The sequence below is a fragment of the Polaribacter atrinae genome, assembly GCF_038023995.1.
GTDB lineage: Bacteria > Bacteroidota > Bacteroidia > Flavobacteriales > Flavobacteriaceae > Polaribacter > Polaribacter atrinae.
Genome location: NZ_CP150660.1, coordinates 3,454,430 through 3,473,591 on the forward strand (window position 1 = coordinate 3,454,430; position 19,162 = coordinate 3,473,591).

General features: G+C 30.4%; 16 protein-coding genes and 1 pseudogene. 4 read left to right on the forward strand and 13 right to left on the reverse strand.

The genetic code is table 11. From position 1 onward, the window contains the following. Positions 1-9: 9 nt before the first annotated feature. On the forward strand, positions 10-1,509 hold the full coding sequence (locus WG945_RS15090; protein WP_068451623.1) for an aminotransferase class V-fold PLP-dependent enzyme: 1,500 nt from the start codon (positions 10-12) through the stop codon (positions 1,507-1,509). 266 nt (positions 1,510-1,775) lie between these two features. Here the strand turns inward: WG945_RS15090 and WG945_RS17795 are convergent. The 4 genes and pseudogenes from WG945_RS17795 to WG945_RS15115 form a co-directional block, all read right to left on the reverse strand. Further along, positions 1,776-3,287: pseudogene (locus WG945_RS17795) on the reverse strand (arylsulfatase). A gap of 345 nt (positions 3,288-3,632) precedes the next feature. After that, positions 3,633-4,535: a DMT family transporter gene (locus tag WG945_RS15105; protein WP_068451626.1), complete on the reverse strand. Its 903-nt coding sequence runs from the start codon at positions 4,533-4,535 to the stop codon at positions 3,633-3,635. Positions 4,536-4,677: 142 nt separating this feature from the next. After that, on the reverse strand, positions 4,678-5,130 hold the full coding sequence (locus WG945_RS15110) for a GNAT family N-acetyltransferase (RefSeq protein WP_068451629.1): 453 nt from the start codon (positions 5,128-5,130) through the stop codon (positions 4,678-4,680). A gap of 59 nt (positions 5,131-5,189) precedes the next feature. Continuing rightward, positions 5,190-5,639, reverse strand: a complete 450-nt coding sequence (locus WG945_RS15115) for an META domain-containing protein (RefSeq protein ID WP_068451632.1) — start codon at positions 5,637-5,639, stop codon at positions 5,190-5,192. A 361-nt stretch (positions 5,640-6,000) separates the two neighbouring features. Between WG945_RS15115 and WG945_RS15120 the strand changes: the two genes are divergently transcribed. Together WG945_RS15120 and WG945_RS15125 are read left to right on the forward strand one after the other, a co-directional pair. Then, entirely contained in the window at positions 6,001-7,590 is a 1,590-nt protein-coding gene (locus WG945_RS15120) for an FMN-binding glutamate synthase family protein (RefSeq protein WP_068451635.1), read from the forward strand. A 431-nt stretch (positions 7,591-8,021) separates the two neighbouring features. Further along, positions 8,022-8,450, forward strand: a complete 429-nt coding sequence (locus WG945_RS15125; RefSeq protein ID WP_082864294.1) for a GNAT family N-acetyltransferase — start codon at positions 8,022-8,024, stop codon at positions 8,448-8,450. Positions 8,451-8,606: 156 nt separating this feature from the next. Here WG945_RS15125 and WG945_RS15130 read toward each other — a convergent pair whose 3' ends face one another. The 7 genes from WG945_RS15130 to WG945_RS15160 form a co-directional block, all read right to left on the reverse strand. Beyond that, complete coding sequence (locus WG945_RS15130; RefSeq protein ID WP_068451641.1) at positions 8,607-9,035, reverse strand: hypothetical protein; 429 nt, start codon at positions 9,033-9,035, stop codon at positions 8,607-8,609. Positions 9,036-9,626: 591 nt separating this feature from the next. Then, positions 9,627-10,217 (reverse strand): LutC/YkgG family protein, encoded by a 591-nt coding sequence (locus WG945_RS15135; protein WP_068451643.1) that lies wholly within the window; start codon positions 10,215-10,217, stop codon positions 9,627-9,629. Positions 10,218-10,220: 3 nt separating this feature from the next. After that, positions 10,221-11,594, reverse strand: a complete 1,374-nt coding sequence (locus WG945_RS15140) for a lactate utilization protein B (RefSeq protein WP_068451645.1) — start codon at positions 11,592-11,594, stop codon at positions 10,221-10,223. Between the two features lie 12 nt (positions 11,595-11,606). Continuing rightward, positions 11,607-12,344: a (Fe-S)-binding protein gene (locus tag WG945_RS15145; RefSeq protein WP_068451648.1), complete on the reverse strand. Its 738-nt coding sequence runs from the start codon at positions 12,342-12,344 to the stop codon at positions 11,607-11,609. A gap of 30 nt (positions 12,345-12,374) precedes the next feature. Beyond that, positions 12,375-13,673 carry an L-fucose:H+ symporter permease gene (gene fucP, locus WG945_RS15150; protein ID WP_068451651.1) on the reverse strand — a complete coding sequence of 433 codons (1,299 nt, stop codon included), beginning with the start codon at positions 13,671-13,673 and terminating at the stop codon, positions 12,375-12,377. 100 nt (positions 13,674-13,773) lie between these two features. Continuing rightward, positions 13,774-15,213 (reverse strand): aldehyde dehydrogenase, encoded by a 1,440-nt coding sequence (gene aldA / locus WG945_RS15155; RefSeq protein WP_068451653.1) that lies wholly within the window; start codon positions 15,211-15,213, stop codon positions 13,774-13,776. Positions 15,214-15,799: 586 nt separating this feature from the next. Next, the gene (locus WG945_RS15160; protein WP_068451655.1) at positions 15,800-16,687 is read right to left on the reverse strand and encodes a sugar phosphate nucleotidyltransferase; all 888 of its coding nucleotides are present in this window, start codon (positions 16,685-16,687) and stop codon (positions 15,800-15,802) included. 67 nt (positions 16,688-16,754) lie between these two features. On the opposite strand from WG945_RS15160, the gene WG945_RS15165 reads away from it, so the two are divergent. Next, positions 16,755-17,357, forward strand: a complete 603-nt coding sequence (locus WG945_RS15165) for an alpha-ketoglutarate-dependent dioxygenase AlkB family protein (RefSeq protein ID WP_068451657.1) — start codon at positions 16,755-16,757, stop codon at positions 17,355-17,357. Positions 17,358-17,359: 2 nt separating this feature from the next. Here the strand turns inward: WG945_RS15165 and WG945_RS15170 are convergent, their stop codons facing one another. Both WG945_RS15170 and WG945_RS15175 read right to left on the reverse strand, forming a co-directional pair. Beyond that, positions 17,360-18,067, reverse strand: coding sequence for a LytR/AlgR family response regulator transcription factor (locus WG945_RS15170; RefSeq protein WP_068451659.1), 708 nt, complete (start codon positions 18,065-18,067; stop codon positions 17,360-17,362). Positions 18,068-18,070: 3 nt separating this feature from the next. Further along, positions 18,071-19,105, reverse strand: a complete 1,035-nt coding sequence (locus tag WG945_RS15175) for a histidine kinase (protein ID WP_197482109.1) — start codon at positions 19,103-19,105, stop codon at positions 18,071-18,073. Positions 19,106-19,162: the final 57 nt, after the last annotated feature.

Sequence of the window (19,162 nt, forward strand, 5' to 3'; positions counted from 1 at the left end):
ATCATAATTATGATTTCTGAAAATAAAAATAGAATAGTAAAAACTGATTTAGAAAATTATTTCAATCAGTTTAAAGTAAATATTGTTGGTATTAACCAAACCTTTGAATCTCCTTATGGAGAACAAAAATTAATTTATACAGATTGGACTGCCAGTGGAAGGTTATATCGTCCTATTGAAGAAAAGTTAATCAATGAATTTGGACCATTTATAGCAAATACACATACAGAAACTTCTACTTCTGGTGCTGCTATGACTTTAGCTTACCATGAAGCTAGAAACATTATTAAACGTCATGTAAATGCAAATGAAAATGATGTTTTAATTACTTCTGGTACAGGAATGACAGGTGTAGTAAATAAATTTCAAAGAATTTTAGGTTTAAAAGTTTCAGAGAATTTAAAAGAACATACAAATATTCCAGATGAAATTAGACCTATTGTTTTTGTCTCTCATATGGAACACCATTCTAATCATACTTCTTGGATAGAAACAATTGCAGATGTAGAGGTCGTTCCTTGTGATGATGAAGGTTTGTTATGTATAAAGAAATTTGAAGAATGTATTAAGAAATACGAACACAGAAAAATAAAAATAGCTTCTATAACTGCTTGTTCTAATGTTACTGGTATTAAAACGGCATACCACGAAGTTGCCAAATTAATACATAAATACAACGGACTTTGTTTTGTAGATTTTGCTTGTTGTGCTCCTTATGTAGATATTAATATGCACCCAGAAAATGAAGAAGAACAGTTAGATGCCATCTTCTTTTCTCCGCATAAGTTCTTAGGAGGCCCAGGAACTTCTGGTGTTTTGGTTTTTAATAAGAAATTGTATAAAAATGTGGTGCCAGATAACCCTGGAGGAGGTACAGTAAGTTATACAAACCCATGGGGACAACATGATTATTTTGTTGATGTAGAAACAAGAGAAGATGGTGGTACACCTGGTTTTATGCAGGCCATAAAAATTGCCCTTTCTATTCAGTTGAAAGACCAAATGGGAGTTGTAAATATTAAGAAAAGGGAAGATGAAATTAATGCAGTTGTATTTAAAACATTACATAACCTTTCTGGAGTAAAAATATTAGCTCCAAACCATACAGATAGATTAAGTATTTTTTCTTTTTATTTTGAAAAATATCACTTTAATATGGTTGTAAAAATATTGAACGATAGATTCGGAATTCAAACTAGAGGCGGTTGTTCTTGTGCAGGAACGTACGGACATTTTTTATTGAATGTAGATCAAGAAACTTCTAACAGAATAAAAGATGAAATTTTACTTGGCTGCAATACAGATAAACCAGGTTGGATTCGTTTATCTATTCACCCAACAATAACGTCTGAAGAGTTGAATTTTATTTGTAATTCTCTACAAGAATTGTCAGATAATATTGAAGAATGGTCTAAGGATTATAAGTATGATAGTCTTAAAAACGATTTTTTACACAAGACTGTTAAGCCTATCGAAAAAGAGTTGGTAAAGAAATGGTTTTCATTATAAAAATATTAGTTTAAAATAAGGTGTTTCAGCTTTAAAACGGAATAGTATTAAATTACTTTACGTTAGGTTTTCTTTATTTCTAAGAATATAAAAAGGGATTGTAGCAATACAATCCCTTTCTTTTTTATGTATAAAATTAAAATTTTCTAATTGGTAGAATTAAGAGGTTAATCAATTCCATCTTGATCAGGATTCAATTTTTTATAATGTTTTATTCTATCGGTCCATTCTCTTTCTTCAAGAGGGAAAACATTGTTTTCGGTTGCCTAATCATTCCATTTTTGTTCTAATTCAATTACTTTATCAGGATAGTTTACAGCAATATTATGTTGTTCAAAAGGATCTTTTTCTAAATCGATTAATTCCCAAGGATCAGAAAGTTTTCCACGAACTAGTTTCCAGTGATCTGAAATAATGGCACAACTTTGTTGATGTTGAAAAAATTGATCACGTTTTTTTAAGTCTTTATTTTCTAATACACTTACCAAACTAGCTCCTTCAAATTGAGCTATGTTTTTTTGATTGAATGATTCTGGATAATCAACCCCAGCAAGGTCTAAACAAGTTGGTAGAATATCAATAATATGTGTTAAATTATTTCTTATTTCACCTTGATATTTTGCATATTTCTTTGGGAAATGTATAATAAGTGGAGAGCTTGTTCCGCCCATATAAGTTGATGTTTTATAATTTCTATAAGGTGTGTTGCTTAGGTCTGCAGCCAATTGAGAAATTTCTCCACCTTCTTTGGTCGCACCATTATCACTTAAAAAAAGAAATATAGTATTGTCATAAATTCCTTTTTCTTTGGTTGCCTTAATTACTTCTCCAATTCCATCATCCATAACCTCAATCATGGCAGCATAGGTAGACATTTCTGTAATCCATTTTTCTTTTTTATTTTCAGGTAAAGAGTTCCAAGAAGGACGTTTGTTATTATATTCTTGATTATGAACTGGTAGTTCTTGACTGGAAGTAATCAATCCTTTTTCCTTTAAATTGTCATAGCGCTGTTTTTTTTAAACATCATAACCAACTTTGTATCGTTCTCTATTCGAATCAATTCTATTTTTAGGTGCTTGAAGCGGCCTGTGAGGAGCATAATGTGCCAAATATAAAAACATTGGTTTTTCTGTATTGTGACCTTCAATAAAGTTTAGTGCATTTTCTGTAATAGCATCTGTGTAATAATAATCGTCTGAAAAATCAGTAATAACGGTTTCATTTTTTATTAATCCACTTACTTTTCGGTAATTTCCACCACCAGATAAACCGGCATACGATTCATCAAAACCACGTTGAAATGGCCAACTTCCATTAGGTTTTTCAGCTCCTTTTTTATAAGAACCGTCAAGTGTTAGGTGCCATTTTCCAGACATATAGGTGTAATAGTTATTCTCTTTTAATATTTCTGCTATTGTTGGTATAGCAGCAGAAAGCTGACCTCTATATGCTTCTCTATGTTCATCAACTACAGTCATCCAGCCCATTTCTGCTGCAAACTGATTTCTACCTGTTAGTAAAGCAGCTCTACTTGGGCAACAACGACCAGTATTTTTAAACTGACTAAAACGGACTCCTTGTGCAGCTAAAAGGTCAATGTTTGGTGTTTTAATTTCTCCACCATAACTTCCTAAATCAGAAAAACCCATATCATCACACATGATTAGTATAATATTTGGTTTTTTTGTAATTGTGGTTTCTGATGTTTGTTTTTTACTTGTATTGCAAGATGTTATCAGTAAAAAAAGACAGATAGATAAGCTTATTTTTTTCAAAATTGATACTATTTAAAAGAATGGACAAAGTGAATTTTATAATTGCTAATATAAGTTTTTAAAGGAATACTTTTATTCGTAAACAACGTAAAATAGCATTCAGTTTAATTTAAAAACCTCATAAAATTTAAAATAGATGAGGTTTAAGAGCATCTTTTTTTAGCCATTTCTTAAATATTTCTGCAACCTCATTTACATTTAAGTTAAGGCAATCAGATAACGTTAAGAAGTCTTTACTAAAGACTATTTTAAAATCTGCATGATCAAGGTTCAGTTTTAAGTCGTCATGGTCAATTAACCATTTATGAAAATCTAAGTGTTTTCTGTTTTTGCAGGCAATTAGATCTATCCACGAGGAACTAACTTTGGATCTTTCTTTTTCTCTCTAATTAAATAAATGCCTATTAAAATTAATAAACCACCAAAAACATACCAAAAAGTAAATTTTTCACCATCTAAAACACCCCAAATAACAGCAACTATTGGTAATAAATAACTTGCAGTACTTGCAAAAACGGCAGATGTATCTTGTATTAATTTAAAATACAATAACATGGCAATTGCGGTACCAAACACGGTTAAAAAAGCGAGATAACTTATTGGTTCAGTAAATTCTGGTTTCATTTCAAAATTTTGAATAAACCCCGTAAAGTATAAAATAATTAAAGAGGGGATTGCCCAAATAGAATAGACAGCAGCAGTTAATTTTATAGCATTTACATTCGGGATTCTTTCTTTAATAACCACTGCGTTTACGCCATAAGATGCACCAGCTAATACAACCAACATGACATACCAAAAATTAGAATCTTCTGTATTGGCTTCAGAAAAATAGATAATACTTGCAGCACCTAAAAAACCAATTATGGCACCAAGTATTTGCGTTTTTTTACTTGTAATACCGAATATTAAAAAACCAAAAACCAATACAAAAATGGGAACTAAAGAGTCTAAAATTCCAGCTAAAGAACTACTAACTTGTGTTTGAGCAATAGGGAATAAATACATCGGTAAAAAATTACCAAAAAAACCAGCAATAGTTACCCATATTATTGTTTTTTTAGTCATTTTAAAAAGTGCAGGAATGCCAATAAAACCTAATAAAAGACCAGAACCAACAACACGTATCGCTCCAATTTCATAGGGAGTAAAAACTACTAATGATTTTTTAATCAACATAAACGAGCTACCCCAAGTTAATGCAATTACAAGCAGTAAAAACCATTTATTATTTATAAAATTCTTCATAATTTAAAAAGAATAAAGCAGTTACTTTTCAGTAACGGTTACTTATAAAATACAACTCTTAAACATGATTATTTAGAGTTTATTTGTATTCAAATATACTATATAAAAAAGTCTTAGTTTGTCTTCTTTATTAGATGTTCTCTTAAGTTGCATCGTTTTTTAATGTCATAATTATTCTTTTTTCATTCTCTAAAAAATAATCTTCTAAAACTGTTTCACCTTTAAAACCTAATTCTTTATAAATTTTAATTGCTGCAGCATTTTCAGGATGGACTGTTAAGCATATTTCTAAACAGTTGTCCGTTTTTAAAAGGCTTACTAATTTATTGGTTAGTAGTTTCCCAATTTGTTTTCCTCTAGCTTCTGGATGCACTCCTAAGGACAAAACCCAACCTTTTTGTTCATTCGTATTTAAAGCACCAATAGCAAAGCCCCAGATTTTATTATTTTCTTTAGCTACAATAAACAAATGATTGGAAATGTCAAATAATTGACGGATTACAAAAGCAGGATAACTACCAGTATTAAAAACAAGTTGTTCAAGTGCTAAAATTTCTTTTAAATCTTCTGATTTTGCTGTTTGAATCGTTATCATAACTTCTGATTTTAAATAATATACTTATTTTTTGATGTATGGTGTACTTGTAGCGTTTTTTACTTTGTTTTTATGGCTTCAAAAACAGCTAAAGGAGCTCTTTTTCCAACGTTTAATGATAAGATATTATCATTAATAGTGTAGTTGTCTGCCAATTCAAATGCTTTCAATAATTGAGATTCATTAACAACTGTCTCAGGGCACATTTTTAAAGTAGTTAGCATGTTTTTAAATTGAATTCTATTACCTTCTTTTAAAATATATTCTCCAGAAATTGAATTACAACCAGCAAAACCACTAATTCTATTTTCATCTGTATGTAAAGTGATAAAAATTTCATGATCTTGGTTGTCTGTGATGATAACTTCTTGACCTTGTAAGGTTTTAAGCTTCCAATATTTTTCGGTAATTGAATTTGCTAATGTATCATTGTTTTTTTTATTTTCAGAATTACAACTTATAGTAACCATTGCTATAAGTGTAAATACTATTATTAATTTAGTTTTCATAAGTTCAATTTTAATTTAATAAAGACAAATATAGTATTGGTTCGTAATTAAGCGAACTGAAATTTATTAAAATATTCTTAAATAAAAACTGAATCATATTCATAAACTTTTAAGGAATCATTGTAGGCTAAAATGGTTTTAAAAAAAGAACAAAGGTTGTATTTAAATTAATTGACTATTTGGTTTTACATTTTAATAATATTTGTGTTATAAAGTATTTATTTATTCTGAAATTTGGTTTTTGGTACTGTTTTTTTTAGAATAATATAATTCATAGATTTACCAATTAATCCTTTGGTTAAATTTGATTCAATAAAAATTATTTTTTAAGTAAACTATTTCAACAAAATCAATTTATCTTATGAAAGTTCGTGAATATTTTATAATCATTTCTATTCTTATAACAGCTGCTGTTATTCTTATCGCTCAATTTTGGTTTCCAATTGTTTGGTCATTTCTATTGATTGTGCCATTAATTATTTTGGGTGTTTTTGATGTTTTTCAGACCAAACGTACTATTAGACGTAATTTTCCATTGATAGGTAGATTTAGATATATGCTAGAATCTATTAGACCAGAAATTATGCAGTACTTTGTAGAAACAGATACAGAGGGTAGACCTTTAAACCGTATTTTAAGATCTCTAGTTTATAGAAGAGCAAAGGGAGAAAATGATACAGTACCTTTTGGAACTCAAATGGATTTGTATCACTCTGGTTACGAGTGGTTAGAGCACTCTATGTACGCTAAGAATAATCCAAAAGAAATTGAAGAATTTCCAAGGTTATTAATTGGAGGTAAAGACTGTAAACAACCTTATTCTTCTAGTTTACTTAATATTTCTGCAATGAGTTTTGGATCTTTAAGTAAAAATGCTGTTTTAGCATTAAACAAAGGTGCTAAAATGGGGAATTTTGCACACAATACTGGTGAGGGAGCTATTAGTCAATATCATTTAGAACATGGAGGAGATTTAATTTGGCAAGTTGGTACGGGATATTTTGGTTGTAGAAATGAAGACGGAACTTTTAATGATACAACATTTAGAGAAAATGCTATTAAGCCGGAGGTTAAAATGATAGAAATTAAACTATCTCAAGGTGCTAAACCTGGTCATGGTGGAATTTTACCAGCTTCTAAAAATACAGAAGAAATTGCAAAAATAAGACACGTAAAACCTGGTATTGCTGTACATTCTCCTCCATCTCATTCTGCTTTTTCGAATCCAATTGAATTTATGTATTTTATTAAAAGATTGAGAGACCTTTCTGAAGGAAAACCTATTGGTTTTAAATTATGTTTAGGTAGAAAACAAGAGTTTATGGATTTCTGTGAAGCTATGATTTTTACAGGTATACAACCAGATTTTATTACTGTTGATGGAGGAGAAGGAGGTACTGGAGCTGCGCCTGTAGAATTCTCTAACTCTATGGGAATGCCATTGCGTGAAGGACTTATTTTTGTACATGATACCCTTGTTGGTTTTGGCTTAAGAAAAGATATTAAAGTAATTGTTGCAGGGAAAATAATATCAGGTTTTCATATGGCTAGAGCAATTTCTTTAGGAGCAGATGGTTGTAACAGTGCACGTGCAATGATGCTTGCAATTGGTTGTATCCAAGCCCTACAATGTAATTCAAATACCTGTCCTGTTGGTGTAGCAACTCAGAATAAGTCTTTAGTTAAAGGTTTGGTTGTAGAAGATAAAGCACCAAGAGCAAAAAGATATCATGATGCTACCATTCATAGTTTTTTAGAGCTGGTTGCAGCTGCAGGTTTAAATGAACCAAGTGACTTAACAAGAGATCATATTAGTAAAAGAGTAGGTTTATATAATGTAAAAACTTACCAAGATATTTATCCTTATCTAGAAGAAGGTTGTTTACTTGATGTAAACACGATTCCTGCAGATTATAAAAAATTCTTTCATCTTACAAGAATTATGAGTTAGATAAATAGGCTTAATACCTTAAAAATTATCGTCTATAATTTTAAATAATGATTGTGTTTTTCTAGAAAGATGGTTAGATAATTCTCTTTGAAGTCTCTGGTTTGTGAGTGATAAGTATCCTTTCTATTGCGATATATTACGTACATAACGCTATCAAACAAGACGTTTGGTAATGAGGTTGATAATTTTAAGAAAAAATTTTAACGATCTTTCTTTGGTATTGAGAAAGGTGTGTCATCCAATCTCAGTAACGTTCTACGTTGATAAGATTTATTAAATATTGTTATTTAGGTTCTAATTAAATAAAGATATTCTTAAAAATGAAGCCTTTTGTCAAAAAGGCTAATAGACAACTTCGTAGCAAATATTAACGATTTTTTTATTTAAATTTAGACTTTGTAAATAAAAAATAGAAATTCAATTTTATTGTGATGAAAATTTATAAGTTAGAAACGGTCAATGAAAATGTTTTAAAAGCATTTAGAAAGTTAATTCCGCAATTGAGTACTAGTTGTGTTTTACCTAGCCAAAAAGATATAGAGGATATTGTTAATTCTAGCAACACAATACTTTTTATAGCCGAAGAAAACAATAATATATTAGGTACACTAACGCTTGTTTTTAATAAGATTCCAACGGGTAATAAAGTTTGGATAGAAGATGTAGTGGTAGATAATGATGCAAGAGGCAAAGGAGTGGGAGAGAAATTGACTCAATTTGCTATAGAGTATACAGCTAATAAAGAAATTAAAAGTGTCAATTTAACATCGAGTCCAGATAGAGTTGCTGGTAATAAACTATATCAAAAATTAGGTTTCATTAAAAGAGATACGAATGTTTATAGACTAACAATCGAATAGTTATTAGAGGTTGAGCTAGGAGTCAACCTATTTGAAGAAAGTAGATTTGGTCTACGGCGAATAATTTGAGTTCTAAAGTTGCTTTTTCGTACGTTTTTTCGCTAGGGTTGTTTTTGTGTTTTCATAAGTGACTATAATTAAATGTTTAATTTTTAGTCAACCTATTTCAGGAAAGTACAAGGTTAACAGGGTAGAGGTAGTTTCTAGTCTTGCTCCGGCATAACTACCTGCAGGAATTTGTATAGGAGAAGTAATAGTTAATTCAGAATCACTGTTTGTTTCCGTATAATCAGAGGTAGTAGTATTTACTACATTTTCTTTATTATTAAATTCATCATAATATTTTACAAGGACCTTTTTTCTACTGCTGCTAACAACAACTTTACTAAAATTTGTTACATCGTTTACTAAGGGAATAACTTTATTTTTTGGTAAAGAATTAAGATTATTAGATTCAACAACTATTGTGCTTTCTGCCTTTTTATTAGTAAGACTTTTTGTTACATTATCATTATTGGAGTAAATATTTAAAATATTTACCACACATAAAATACTAAACAAGTTTAGGATAGTTTTTTTCTTCATTCTTTTAGATAAAGTTGATGATCTTATTAAAAATATTTTTAAGATAATTGGTTTTAAAAATAGGCTAATATGTATATGGTTTAATTCCATTTTATGAAATGGATCTTTAATATTTATACTAATACGGACATTTTAGAAAAGAGCTTAGTTTTGTGGGGACGCCGCTAAAAATTATAATTGAAAAAAGAAAATTTCCTAATAAAACTTTTTCAATGAATCTTTTCTGTTATGTCCGATTTTGTATAATGCCTTTAATTTTACGCTAAATTATGGAAAGTTACAGATGATTTACGTTAGTCTATTATCCCTATACCATAATATGAGTAATGTGCAATGTGTTGTTTATTAGGTTGTTGTGTTTTTTTTTTCGTTCTGTAGTAGGGAAAAATGCTTAAAGAAAGTATTTATGTGTAGTGAAAAATGTAAAATTTTTGTTTGATATTGTTCTTTGCAAGGTTATTTTAAATAAAATTCAGAAAATTGTATTTATTAGAAAGGAGAGTGACGAGTCTCTTACAAAGATAAATGGAAGTTTGAAATGAAGAAGCTTGCCCTTGTTTTTTGCATGGGCAAGCCATTGTAAATTAAATTCTAGTCTTTTAAAAATACAGTAAGACTTAAGGCGCCGTGGGCACCAATTACTAAAGATTGTTCTATGTCTGCAGTTTTAGAAGGGCCTGCAATAAATACACCAAAATCGGCATTTAGGTTGGTTAATTTTTCATACGCTTGATGCATATATGGCACAATGTTTTTTTGTGAAATAACGAGCATTAAATGCTTTGTAATAAATGGCAATACACGCACAGGAATCTCTGAATCTGAGATCCAAATTGCACCATTTTCTGCAACGGCTAATTTACTTTCTAAAATTAAAATATCTAAATCTTCTAAGTCGTGTGGCTTCTGTAAAGTAGCTAGTTTTATAGTGTTAAAAGAAGCGGTATCTGCTAAATTAGAGTACTTTACTTTGGCATCTGTAAATGTTTTATCTATTTGCTCAACAATCTCTTGATTAGAGTTTACAGAAACAACGTTACCACCAACGATTTCTACTTTTTTAGTAAATTCTTTAAGAAGATCTAAGCCTTCATCAAAAAGAGAAATATTGATGTTTGGTAAATTAATAAGTGTCGGTTTATTGGCTTTAATTCTGTCTAATATTTGATTTCTGCTACTCATAATTTAACTTTTTTTATCGTTCTCTCTATCTTTAAACCATTGATCAAAACTTTTCTCTGGTCCTAAAGGTAAATCTCTGGTATGTCCCCAAACATTTGGTTTAGAGTTAATCATAGCTTTTGGTAAATTTCTTAAAGACCAACGTGCAATTTTACCGACAGTTTCAAAACGATTTGGGTGTGCAAAAATATTCCCCATTGCCTTCATGGCTTGTTTTTTAACAAACGGTTGAGGTGTTTCTTTGGTGATTATTTGTCGCCATTTGTACAACTGCGAATGAATATCGATTTTTACAGGACATACATCGGAACAAGAGCCACATAAAGTGGATGCAAACGGAAGTGTACTGTGTTTTGTTAAATCTTTTCCTGGTGATAAAATAGAACCAATTGGTCCCGGAATGGTAGCATCGTAACTATGACCGCCACTTCTTCTGTAAATAGGGCAGGTGTTCATACAAGCACCACAACGTATACAGTGTAAGGATGCTCTAAAGTCTGGTCTACTTAATTGTTCAGATCGTCCGTTGTCTACAATTACAATGTGCATTTTTACACCTTTTCTCGGTTTTTTAAAGTGAGATGAATACGTGGTTATTGGTTGTCCAGTAGCAGATCTTGCCAATAATCTTAAAAATACGCCCAAGTGTTCTTGTTTGGGAATTATTTTTTCTACGCCCATACTAGCAATATGCACAGGAGCTAAATGAGCGCCCATATCTGCATTTCCTTCATTGGTGCAAACCACAAATCCTCCCGTATCTGCCACGGCAAAATTAACACCAGTAAGTGCTGCATCTGCTTGAATAAATTTTGTACGAAGATGTTTTCTAGCTTCACCTGTTAAGTATTGTGGATCTCCATCACAAGGTTTTGTACCTAAATGTTCTTGAAATAATTCATCTACTTCATGCCTGTTTTTATGAATTGCAGGCAATACAATATGACTTGGCGTTTCTTTTGCTAATTGTACAATGCGTTCTCCTAAATCGGTATCTATAACCTCAATTCCATCTGCTTCCAAACATGGATTCAAATGGCACTCTTCGGTTAACATCGATTTACTTTTTACAATCTTTTTAGCGTTATTTTCTTTAAGAATTTGAAGTACAATTTTATTGTGTTCATCAGCATCTGCCGCCCAATGAACTTGTACACCATTTTTTTTTGCGTTTTCTTCGAACTGAATTAAATAGTTGTCTAAGTTAGACAGCATGTGTGCTTTAATTCCGTGGCCTAGGTTTCTTAATTCTTCCCAACCTTTTACATTATGAACAGATAGATCTCTTTTATGACGTACAAACCACAAGGCTTTGTCATGCCAGTCAACCCTTTTTTCGTCTTTATTAAAAATACTTGCTAATTTTGAATGACTCATTTTTATAGTATTTTATATGTTACTATTTAAAATTTCTGCGATATGCAAAACTTTTAAAGGTTGCTTATTTCTGTTAATCAATCCTTCTAAATGCATTAAGCAAGACGTATCTGTTGCGGTAATTACTTCTGCGCCACTATTTAAATGATCTTGAATTTTGTCTTTTCCCATTTTAACAGAAATGGCTTCTTCTGTAACAGCAAATGTACCTCCAAAGCCGCAACATTCGTCGTTTCTACTAAGTGTTGTTAATTCGGCACCTTTTACTTCTTGTAGCAATTCTTCTATATAAGAATATTTTTCACCAACAACTTCAGAACAAGAACCTAAACGCAGCCCTCTTAGACCATGACAACTTTTATGAACGCCAATTTTGTGGGGAAAAGCAGCGCCTACATCTTTTATTTTTAGGATATTTAAAATAAAATCACACAATTCATATACGTTATCTCTCACCTTTGTTACTTCAGTTGTTTGAGGAATAATATTGTAGTGCTTTTTTACATGATATGCACAACTTCCCGAAGGAGTAACAATATAATCGAACTCTTTAAAATTGTCTACAAAGTTATTACAAGCACCAACAGATTCATATTCATAACCTGAGTTTGCCATCGGTTGACCACAACAGGTTTGCCCTGACGGATAGCCAACGTCAACATTTAATTTTTCTAAAAGTTCTATAGTTGCAATTCCAACTTGTGGGTATAACTGATTGATGTAACAGGGTATAAAGAGACCTACTTTCATGTGTGTTAATATTAAAAATTATATCAATTTTTATTTATAAATTTTCATTGTTCTATATCCGTAAAGTGCAATAAAACAAAAACAGATAAAAGGTAATATAAATGAAAAGTTGACTCCGCTAAACGGACCAATTTTTTCCATATCTATCATTAATCCTTGTAAAATTGGCATTAAAGCACCACCAACAATAGCCATAACTAATCCTGCAGCTCCTAAAGCAGAATCTTCTTCACTTAATCCGTCTAAGGCAATTCCGTAAATAGTTGGGAACATTAAAGACATAAATGCTGAGGTTGCTACCAGTAAGTATAAACCTGTAATTCCTTCAATTAAAATAACTCCAGATATGGTTACCATCGCACAAAGTGCGAAAATCATCAGTAATTTTTTTGCATTGATATATTTCATTAAAAAAGTACTGATAAACCTACTTCCTAAGAAAATAGACATGGCAATAATATTATAATTTTGTGCTTCTGCCTTCGAAATTCCTAAATTTCCTGCATACTGAATGATAAACGTCCAACACATAATTTGAGCAGCCACATAAAACAATTGTGCTAAAACACCTTCTTTGTATTTTCCGTTTTTAAACAATCTTTTAAAAGAATCTGCGGCACTAGAGTAAGTTGTATTTGCACTTCTTTTTGGCATTTTAGTTACGGCAATTAAAACAAGCATTGCAATCACAACAAAGCCAAGAATTACATACGGATTTCTAATAATTGCTAAATCATGCGTTCTAATAACTGCTTTTTGAGCTTCATCTAGCGTGCTAAAAATTAACTCACCAGCTTCATTTCTTTTATCAGAATCTAAGGCAACCAAAATAAATTTTGATGCTATAAACATTCCGAATAAAGAGCCAATAGGATTAAATGCTTGTGCTAGATTTAAACGCTGTGTTGCGGTGCGTTCATCCCCCATAGAAAGGATGTACGGGTTTGCGGTAGTTTCTAAAAAAGCCAATCCGAATGTTAAAATATATAACGAACCTAAAAAGAAGCCAAAGACTTCAAATTGTGCTGCCGGAAAAAATAATAAGGCTCCAATAGCATATAAAGATAAACCTAAAAGAATTCCTTTTTTATAGCTGTATTTTCTTACAAATAAAGCGGCAGGAATTGCCATTGTAGCATAGCCTCCATAAAAAGCAAGTTGCACCAAAGCAGCTTTGGCAGTAGAAATTTCCATAACGGTACCAAATGCAGCAACCATGGGATTTGTAATATCATTGGCAAAACCCCAAAGAGAAAAAAGTGAAGTAATGATAATAAAAGGAATTAAAACCTCCTTGGAAACTACGGGGATTTTTTTTGACTCAGCCATAAATAAAGTTTTAATTTTAAAAAAAAAAGGAAGCACTTTTAAAAGATCTATAACTTGGGGGGATCTTAAAATAAAAGTGCTTCTAATGTATTATGAGATATTACCTGTATTGTGCGTATATAACTTTGGTTTGTAAATATTCTTCCATACCATGTTTACCATCTGCACCACCTAAACCAGATTTTTTCCAACCAGCATGAAAACCTTGAATAGCTTCAAAATGCTCTCTGTTGATATAGGTTTCACCGTATTGTAATTCTTCTGCGGCATGCATTACTTTATTAAAGTTTTCTGAGAATATAGAAGATGTTAATCCAAATTCACAGTCATTAGCTAAAGCAATTGCTTCATCTAAAGTACCAAATTTCATAACTGGTAAAACAGGTCCGAATACTTCTTCTTGAATAATCTGCATGTCTTGTTTTACGTTGGTTAATAAAGTAGGTTGATAAAAATATCCTTTATCAAATTGTGAAGATCTAGATCCACCAACTAATACTTCTGCTCCTTCTTTTTTAGCATATTCTATCATTTCAGAAACTTTATCTAGTTGCGCTTTAGAAACCAAAGCACTCATATCTGGATTGTTCTCAGAAAATGCATCTTCTACTTTAAGATCATTTATTTTAGAAGTTATCATTTCTAAAAATTGATCGTGAATAGATTCTTCTACATACACACGTTCTGCACAGTTACATACTTGCCCGCTAAAAATAAAACGAGAGCTTACTACTGCGTTTACAGCCAATTCTAAATTAGCATCTGCACACACAATAGCAGGCGCTTTACCACCTAGCTCTAAAGAAACTTTAGTGATGTTTTTAGAGGCAGCTTCCATAACCATTTGACCAGCACCAACACTACCAGTTAAGCTAATAATACCTGTAATAGGACTCTTAGAGAGTGCATTACCTACAATGCTACCTTTACCACAAACATAATTTAATACACCTGCAGGAATCTTTATTGCTTCTATTAATTTAGCAAATTCCATAACAGTGTTAGGCGCAATAGAACTTGGGTTTATGACACAAGTATTTCCTGTAATTAAAGAACCAGCTACTTTTCTTGCCATTACAAAAAATGGAAAGTTCCAAGGTAAAATACCTACAGCTACTCCAATGGGTGCCTTGTGTAAAAAGATGTGTTCTTTGCTACGATCACTTTGTATAATTTCTCCTTCTATTCTTCTTGCAAAACCTGCGTAATAATCAAAATAATCTGCAGTAACATCAATTTCTACTTGTGCTAAGCCAATTACTTTTGCTTGTTCTGCAGCTAAAGTTCTTGCTAAAAAAACTCTGTTTTCACGAATAACAGTGGCCATTTTAGTTAAATAATTAGCCCTTTGAATTGCAGGAAGTGATTTCCAAGCGTGTTGAGAAGCTTGTGCTGCTTCTAAAGCTAATTGAGCATCCTTAACACTACCTATAGGCATTAATGATAAAACTTCTTCGGTACAAGGGTTTAAAATTTCAATTACTTCTGTAGAGGTAGACTTTACAAATTTTCCGTTGATATACTGTTCAAATTGCTGCATAAAATATTTTTTAGTTAATTGTTTTTATAATGTATGAAGTCAAAAAAATAAGATAATTTTTAAACTTCTTCTGCTAGTAATCTGTTGGCTAAAAAAAGCCACCAAGCAAACTTATAAATATAACTGAGTAAAATTTTATCCATAATATGCAATAATATGTATAATTTAAACATATATGCATTTTTATAGGCCATCTAACCTTCTAAAAAATTACTTGCAGAGGTGTTTTATTATGAATATAATAGAGGCTTGATTTATGTATTTTATAGACTTTGTTGTTTTATAAAATAAAATTATTTAAGAAGAAATTTTATTCTTTTAAATAAGGTTGAATTAATTATATTCTAATTTTAAGAATATTATAGATACCGATTTTTATCAGATCTTTTCAATCTATGTAGGAGTTTGAAACTCGATATTATTAAAAGTCGTTAAGGTTGTGGTAAAAAAAAAGTCCTTCAGATAAGTTGATATCCTAAGAGTTTTTATTTAAAAAAAACATACAATTACTTAGATGAATATTGTCTTTTTAATAATACTGGAATTAAAGAATTATTCTTTTAGAAAGTAAATGTTAAGAGTGGCATTAATTCTTGTAAATGAAATTCCAATCTAATAGTGCGTAATGCTTTTTTAAATATGCTTTTACAGTAACAATATCGTCTTTAGAAGATAAATCTGGTACGTGTTCGGAAAGTGGAATTCCTACAACTTTATTGGTAGTTTCTGTAATGTAATTTAAAAGTGAAGTTTGCATTTCCTTTTCATTTCTAATAGGATGCACGGGGCAGTTCTTTAAAAAAGGATAAAATTCTTTTCCATCAAATTTAAAGATATTCATACTTACTCTTAGTTTACCGTCTCTGTCATAAAAATTAGGCACTTCTTTTTCAGAAGGTTTTTCAAGAATATTGATAAGGTTATTTTCTGCATTTAATTTGGTTAAAGCAAATTTAGAAATTCGTTCTAACGGAAACTCTAAAGTGTCTCTATTATAACTGATAAAAGCATTTTTATGTTCAGTTTTTCTAAGTAAGCTCAATGCTTCTGTAGAGTATAAATTATCGCTATTGCAAACCGTATAAAATTGATTGTTCAATTCTGGAAATTGTTCTACAGCTTGCAAAAGAGCATCTGCAGTACCAAAAGGTTTAACCCTGTCTTTAGGTATGTATTGTATTGGAAAAGATATGTTTAATCCGTTAAAATCGTTGTTTTTATCTTTGCTTCCATAAAACTCTTTAAACAAACCACCTTTTTCATTGATAACAATATAGATGTTTTTGTAACCCGCTTTTTTTGCATTGTATAACAGATAATCTAACACAGGTCTCCCTGTATTATCTAAACTAATTAAACTTTTACTTCTGTTGTTTGCTTGTGCAGTTTCATCAGAATTTATGGTTTTAGAAGTTGCTGGTTTTTTCATTCTAGAAGAAGCTCCGCCAGCTAATATTATCAAGTTATTGTGCATGTAAATTAGTGTTTTTTTTTGACTTTTTAAAAGTAATCAATTCAAGTTAAAATTGTATTTTTATTTTATGGATTTATTTTCTTCAGAAAGAATAAAAAATATTTTACCGTTTGATGGAGTTACAAATTATTACGGAATAATTTTAAATGCAAAGCAGTGTGCGTTTTATTATCAAAAGTTATTAGAAACCATTCAGTTTAAAAATGATGAAGCTATTGTTTTTGGTAAAAAGATACTTACTAAAAGAAAAGTAGCTTGGTATGGAGAGTCTGAATATTCTTATACCTATTCTAAAGTAACAAAAACAGCCAATATTTTTACCAAAGAATTGCTAGAACTTAAAGAAATAGTAGAGCAAGAAAGTGGAGAAACTTACAACGCTTGCTTGTTAAATTTATACCATTCTGGTGATGAAGGAATGGCATATCATTCTGACGGAGAAAAAATGCTGAAGAAAGACGGAGCTATTGCTTCTTTGTCTTTAGGAGCAGCACGTAAGTTTTCTTTTAAGCACAAAGAGAACAAACAACGAATAGATATTATTCTAGAGAAAGGTAGTTTACTGGTTATGAAAAAAGGAACACAAACCAATTGGTTGCACAGATTACCGCCAACTAAAAAAGTAAACTCACCTAGAATTAATTTAACTTTTAGAACGATAGAGCTCTAATATTAATTGTCTATTTTTTTAATAAAATCATCTCTGTAATTTAACCCAATAGGAATCCAATTATTATCAATAATAATTCTATTTCTCTGTACAGAGTAAATGTGTTTTAAAGAAACAATGTAGGATTTATGAACACGTATAAAATTTAATTTACCTAATTTTTCTTCAAAACTCTTAAGGCTACTTAGTGTTAAAATAGGTTTTTCTCTATGGGTGTGTATTTTAATATAATCTTTTAAAGACTCTATATATTTTATATCTGCTAAGTTTATTTTTAAATTCTCGTATTCAGATTTTACAAAAATAAATTCTGGAGTTGTCTCTAGATTTGTAATAGGTGTTTCTTCTTCCGTTTTAACCTTTAATAAACTTTGTGCTCTTGTAGCTGCTTTTAAAAATCTATGAAAAGGAATGGGTTTTACAAGGTAGTCAATAGCGTTTAAATTAAAACCTTCTACGGCATAATGAGAGTAAGCGGTTGTAAAAATAAACAGCGGTTTGTTGTCTAAAGATTTTATAAAATCGATTCCAGAAAAATCTGGCATTTCTATATCTGTAAATATTAAATCTACTTTTTGTGTTTGTAAAATGGTGGCTGCTTCAAAACCATTAGAGCAAGAACCTACCAATTCTAAAAACGGAACTTTAGAAATAAAGTCTTCTAATAATTCTAAAGCCAGCGGTTCATCATCAATAATTATGCACTTCATTTTTTATTTTTTTAAGTTGATTTTTAAATTTACTTCAAATGATTTTTTTGTGTTTGTAATCTCTAAAGTATGTGCGTTCGGGTACAACAAATTCAATCTGTTTTGTATGTTTTCTAAACCAATACCAGAGTCTTTATTTAAGGTGTTTTGTAGCGACGATAAATTGTGTACAATTAAATGTAATTGATCATTATTGGTTGCTATTTTTATGGTAATATCTGTTTTTCCTTTATAATCAGTACCGTATTTAAAGGCATTTTCTATAAAAGAAATAAGCAGTAAAGGTTCTATTTTATAGTTTAAATTTCCATGAACATTTATTTTTACACCACTAGAATCCTTAAGTCTTAATAATTGTAAAGAGATATAATTTTTTATATATTCTATTTCTTTTTTTAAGCAAATAAAATCTTCATTAGCTTCATAAATCATATAGCGCATCAGTTCAGAAAGGGTAACGATGGCAACGGTGGTGTCATCAGATTTTTTATTGGCTAAAGAATAAATACTATTTAAAGTGTTGAATAAAAAATGAGGATTTAACTGTGCTTTTAAGAATGATAATTCAGAGTTTACTTTTTGAGAGGCAACAATGGTTCGTTCTTTTTCAGATTTATACCATTCTGAAACAAGTTTAATACAAGTACTTAAAGCAAAAAATAATAGTAGTAAAATTGGTGGTCTTAAATTCATTCTATTTGTTCTGTCTCTTCTAAAATTCTGATGAAAATCTCTTTCGATAAAAGAAGGTCTTACAGAGAATTTTAAGAAAGACTCAATAATAAAAATTATAGAAAATATAATTACAACAGAAATAATAATGTATAAAATAATTTTTTTATTCAGTAAGAATTTAGGGATAAGAACCATGTAGTTCAGATAAAAAGCAGCAATAAAAATAAAGTTTAAAATGTAAAATTCATTCGGAATTGTGCTAAACCTAGTGTAAGATTGAACAGAGGTTATCACCAAAAAGAAAATCCATATAAGACTATGGACTATAATGGTAGTGTTCGTTTTTTTTAATAAGGTACTCAAATTTTTCATTATTTAACAAATGCAAAATTATAAGAGAAGTTTCTTAAAACTCTCCCA

Excerpts from the sequence above, each read along its gene's own strand:
- aldA (WP_068451653.1), bottom strand. The coding sequence starts at position 15,213 with ATGCAGCAATTTGAACAGTATATCAACGGAAAATTTGTAAAGTCTACC.
- WG945_RS15115 (WP_068451632.1), bottom strand. The coding sequence starts at position 5,639 with ATGAAAACTAAATTAATAATAGTATTTACACTTATAGCAATGGTTACT.
- WG945_RS15165 (WP_068451657.1), top strand. The coding sequence starts at position 16,755 with ATGGATTTATTTTCTTCAGAAAGAATAAAAAATATTTTACCGTTTGAT.
- WG945_RS15120 (WP_068451635.1), top strand. The coding sequence starts at position 6,001 with ATGAAAGTTCGTGAATATTTTATAATCATTTCTATTCTTATAACAGCT.
- fucP (WP_068451651.1), bottom strand. The coding sequence starts at position 13,673 with ATGGCTGAGTCAAAAAAAATCCCCGTAGTTTCCAAGGAGGTTTTAATT.
- WG945_RS15110 (WP_068451629.1), bottom strand. The coding sequence starts at position 5,130 with ATGATAACGATTCAAACAGCAAAATCAGAAGATTTAAAAGAAATTTTA.
- WG945_RS15125 (WP_082864294.1), top strand. The coding sequence starts at position 8,022 with ATGAAAATTTATAAGTTAGAAACGGTCAATGAAAATGTTTTAAAAGCA.
- WG945_RS15170 (WP_068451659.1), bottom strand. The coding sequence starts at position 18,067 with ATGAAGTGCATAATTATTGATGATGAACCGCTGGCTTTAGAATTATTA.
- WG945_RS15135 (WP_068451643.1), bottom strand. The coding sequence starts at position 10,217 with ATGAGTAGCAGAAATCAAATATTAGACAGAATTAAAGCCAATAAACCG.
- WG945_RS15160 (WP_068451655.1), bottom strand. The coding sequence starts at position 16,687 with ATGCACAATAACTTGATAATATTAGCTGGCGGAGCTTCTTCTAGAATG.
- WG945_RS15090 (WP_068451623.1), top strand. The coding sequence starts at position 10 with ATGATTTCTGAAAATAAAAATAGAATAGTAAAAACTGATTTAGAAAAT.
- WG945_RS15105 (WP_068451626.1), bottom strand. The coding sequence starts at position 4,535 with ATGAAGAATTTTATAAATAATAAATGGTTTTTACTGCTTGTAATTGCA.
- WG945_RS15140 (WP_068451645.1), bottom strand. The coding sequence starts at position 11,594 with ATGAGTCATTCAAAATTAGCAAGTATTTTTAATAAAGACGAAAAAAGG.
- WG945_RS15145 (WP_068451648.1), bottom strand. The coding sequence starts at position 12,344 with ATGAAAGTAGGTCTCTTTATACCCTGTTACATCAATCAGTTATACCCA.
- WG945_RS15130 (WP_068451641.1), bottom strand. The coding sequence starts at position 9,035 with ATGAAGAAAAAAACTATCCTAAACTTGTTTAGTATTTTATGTGTGGTA.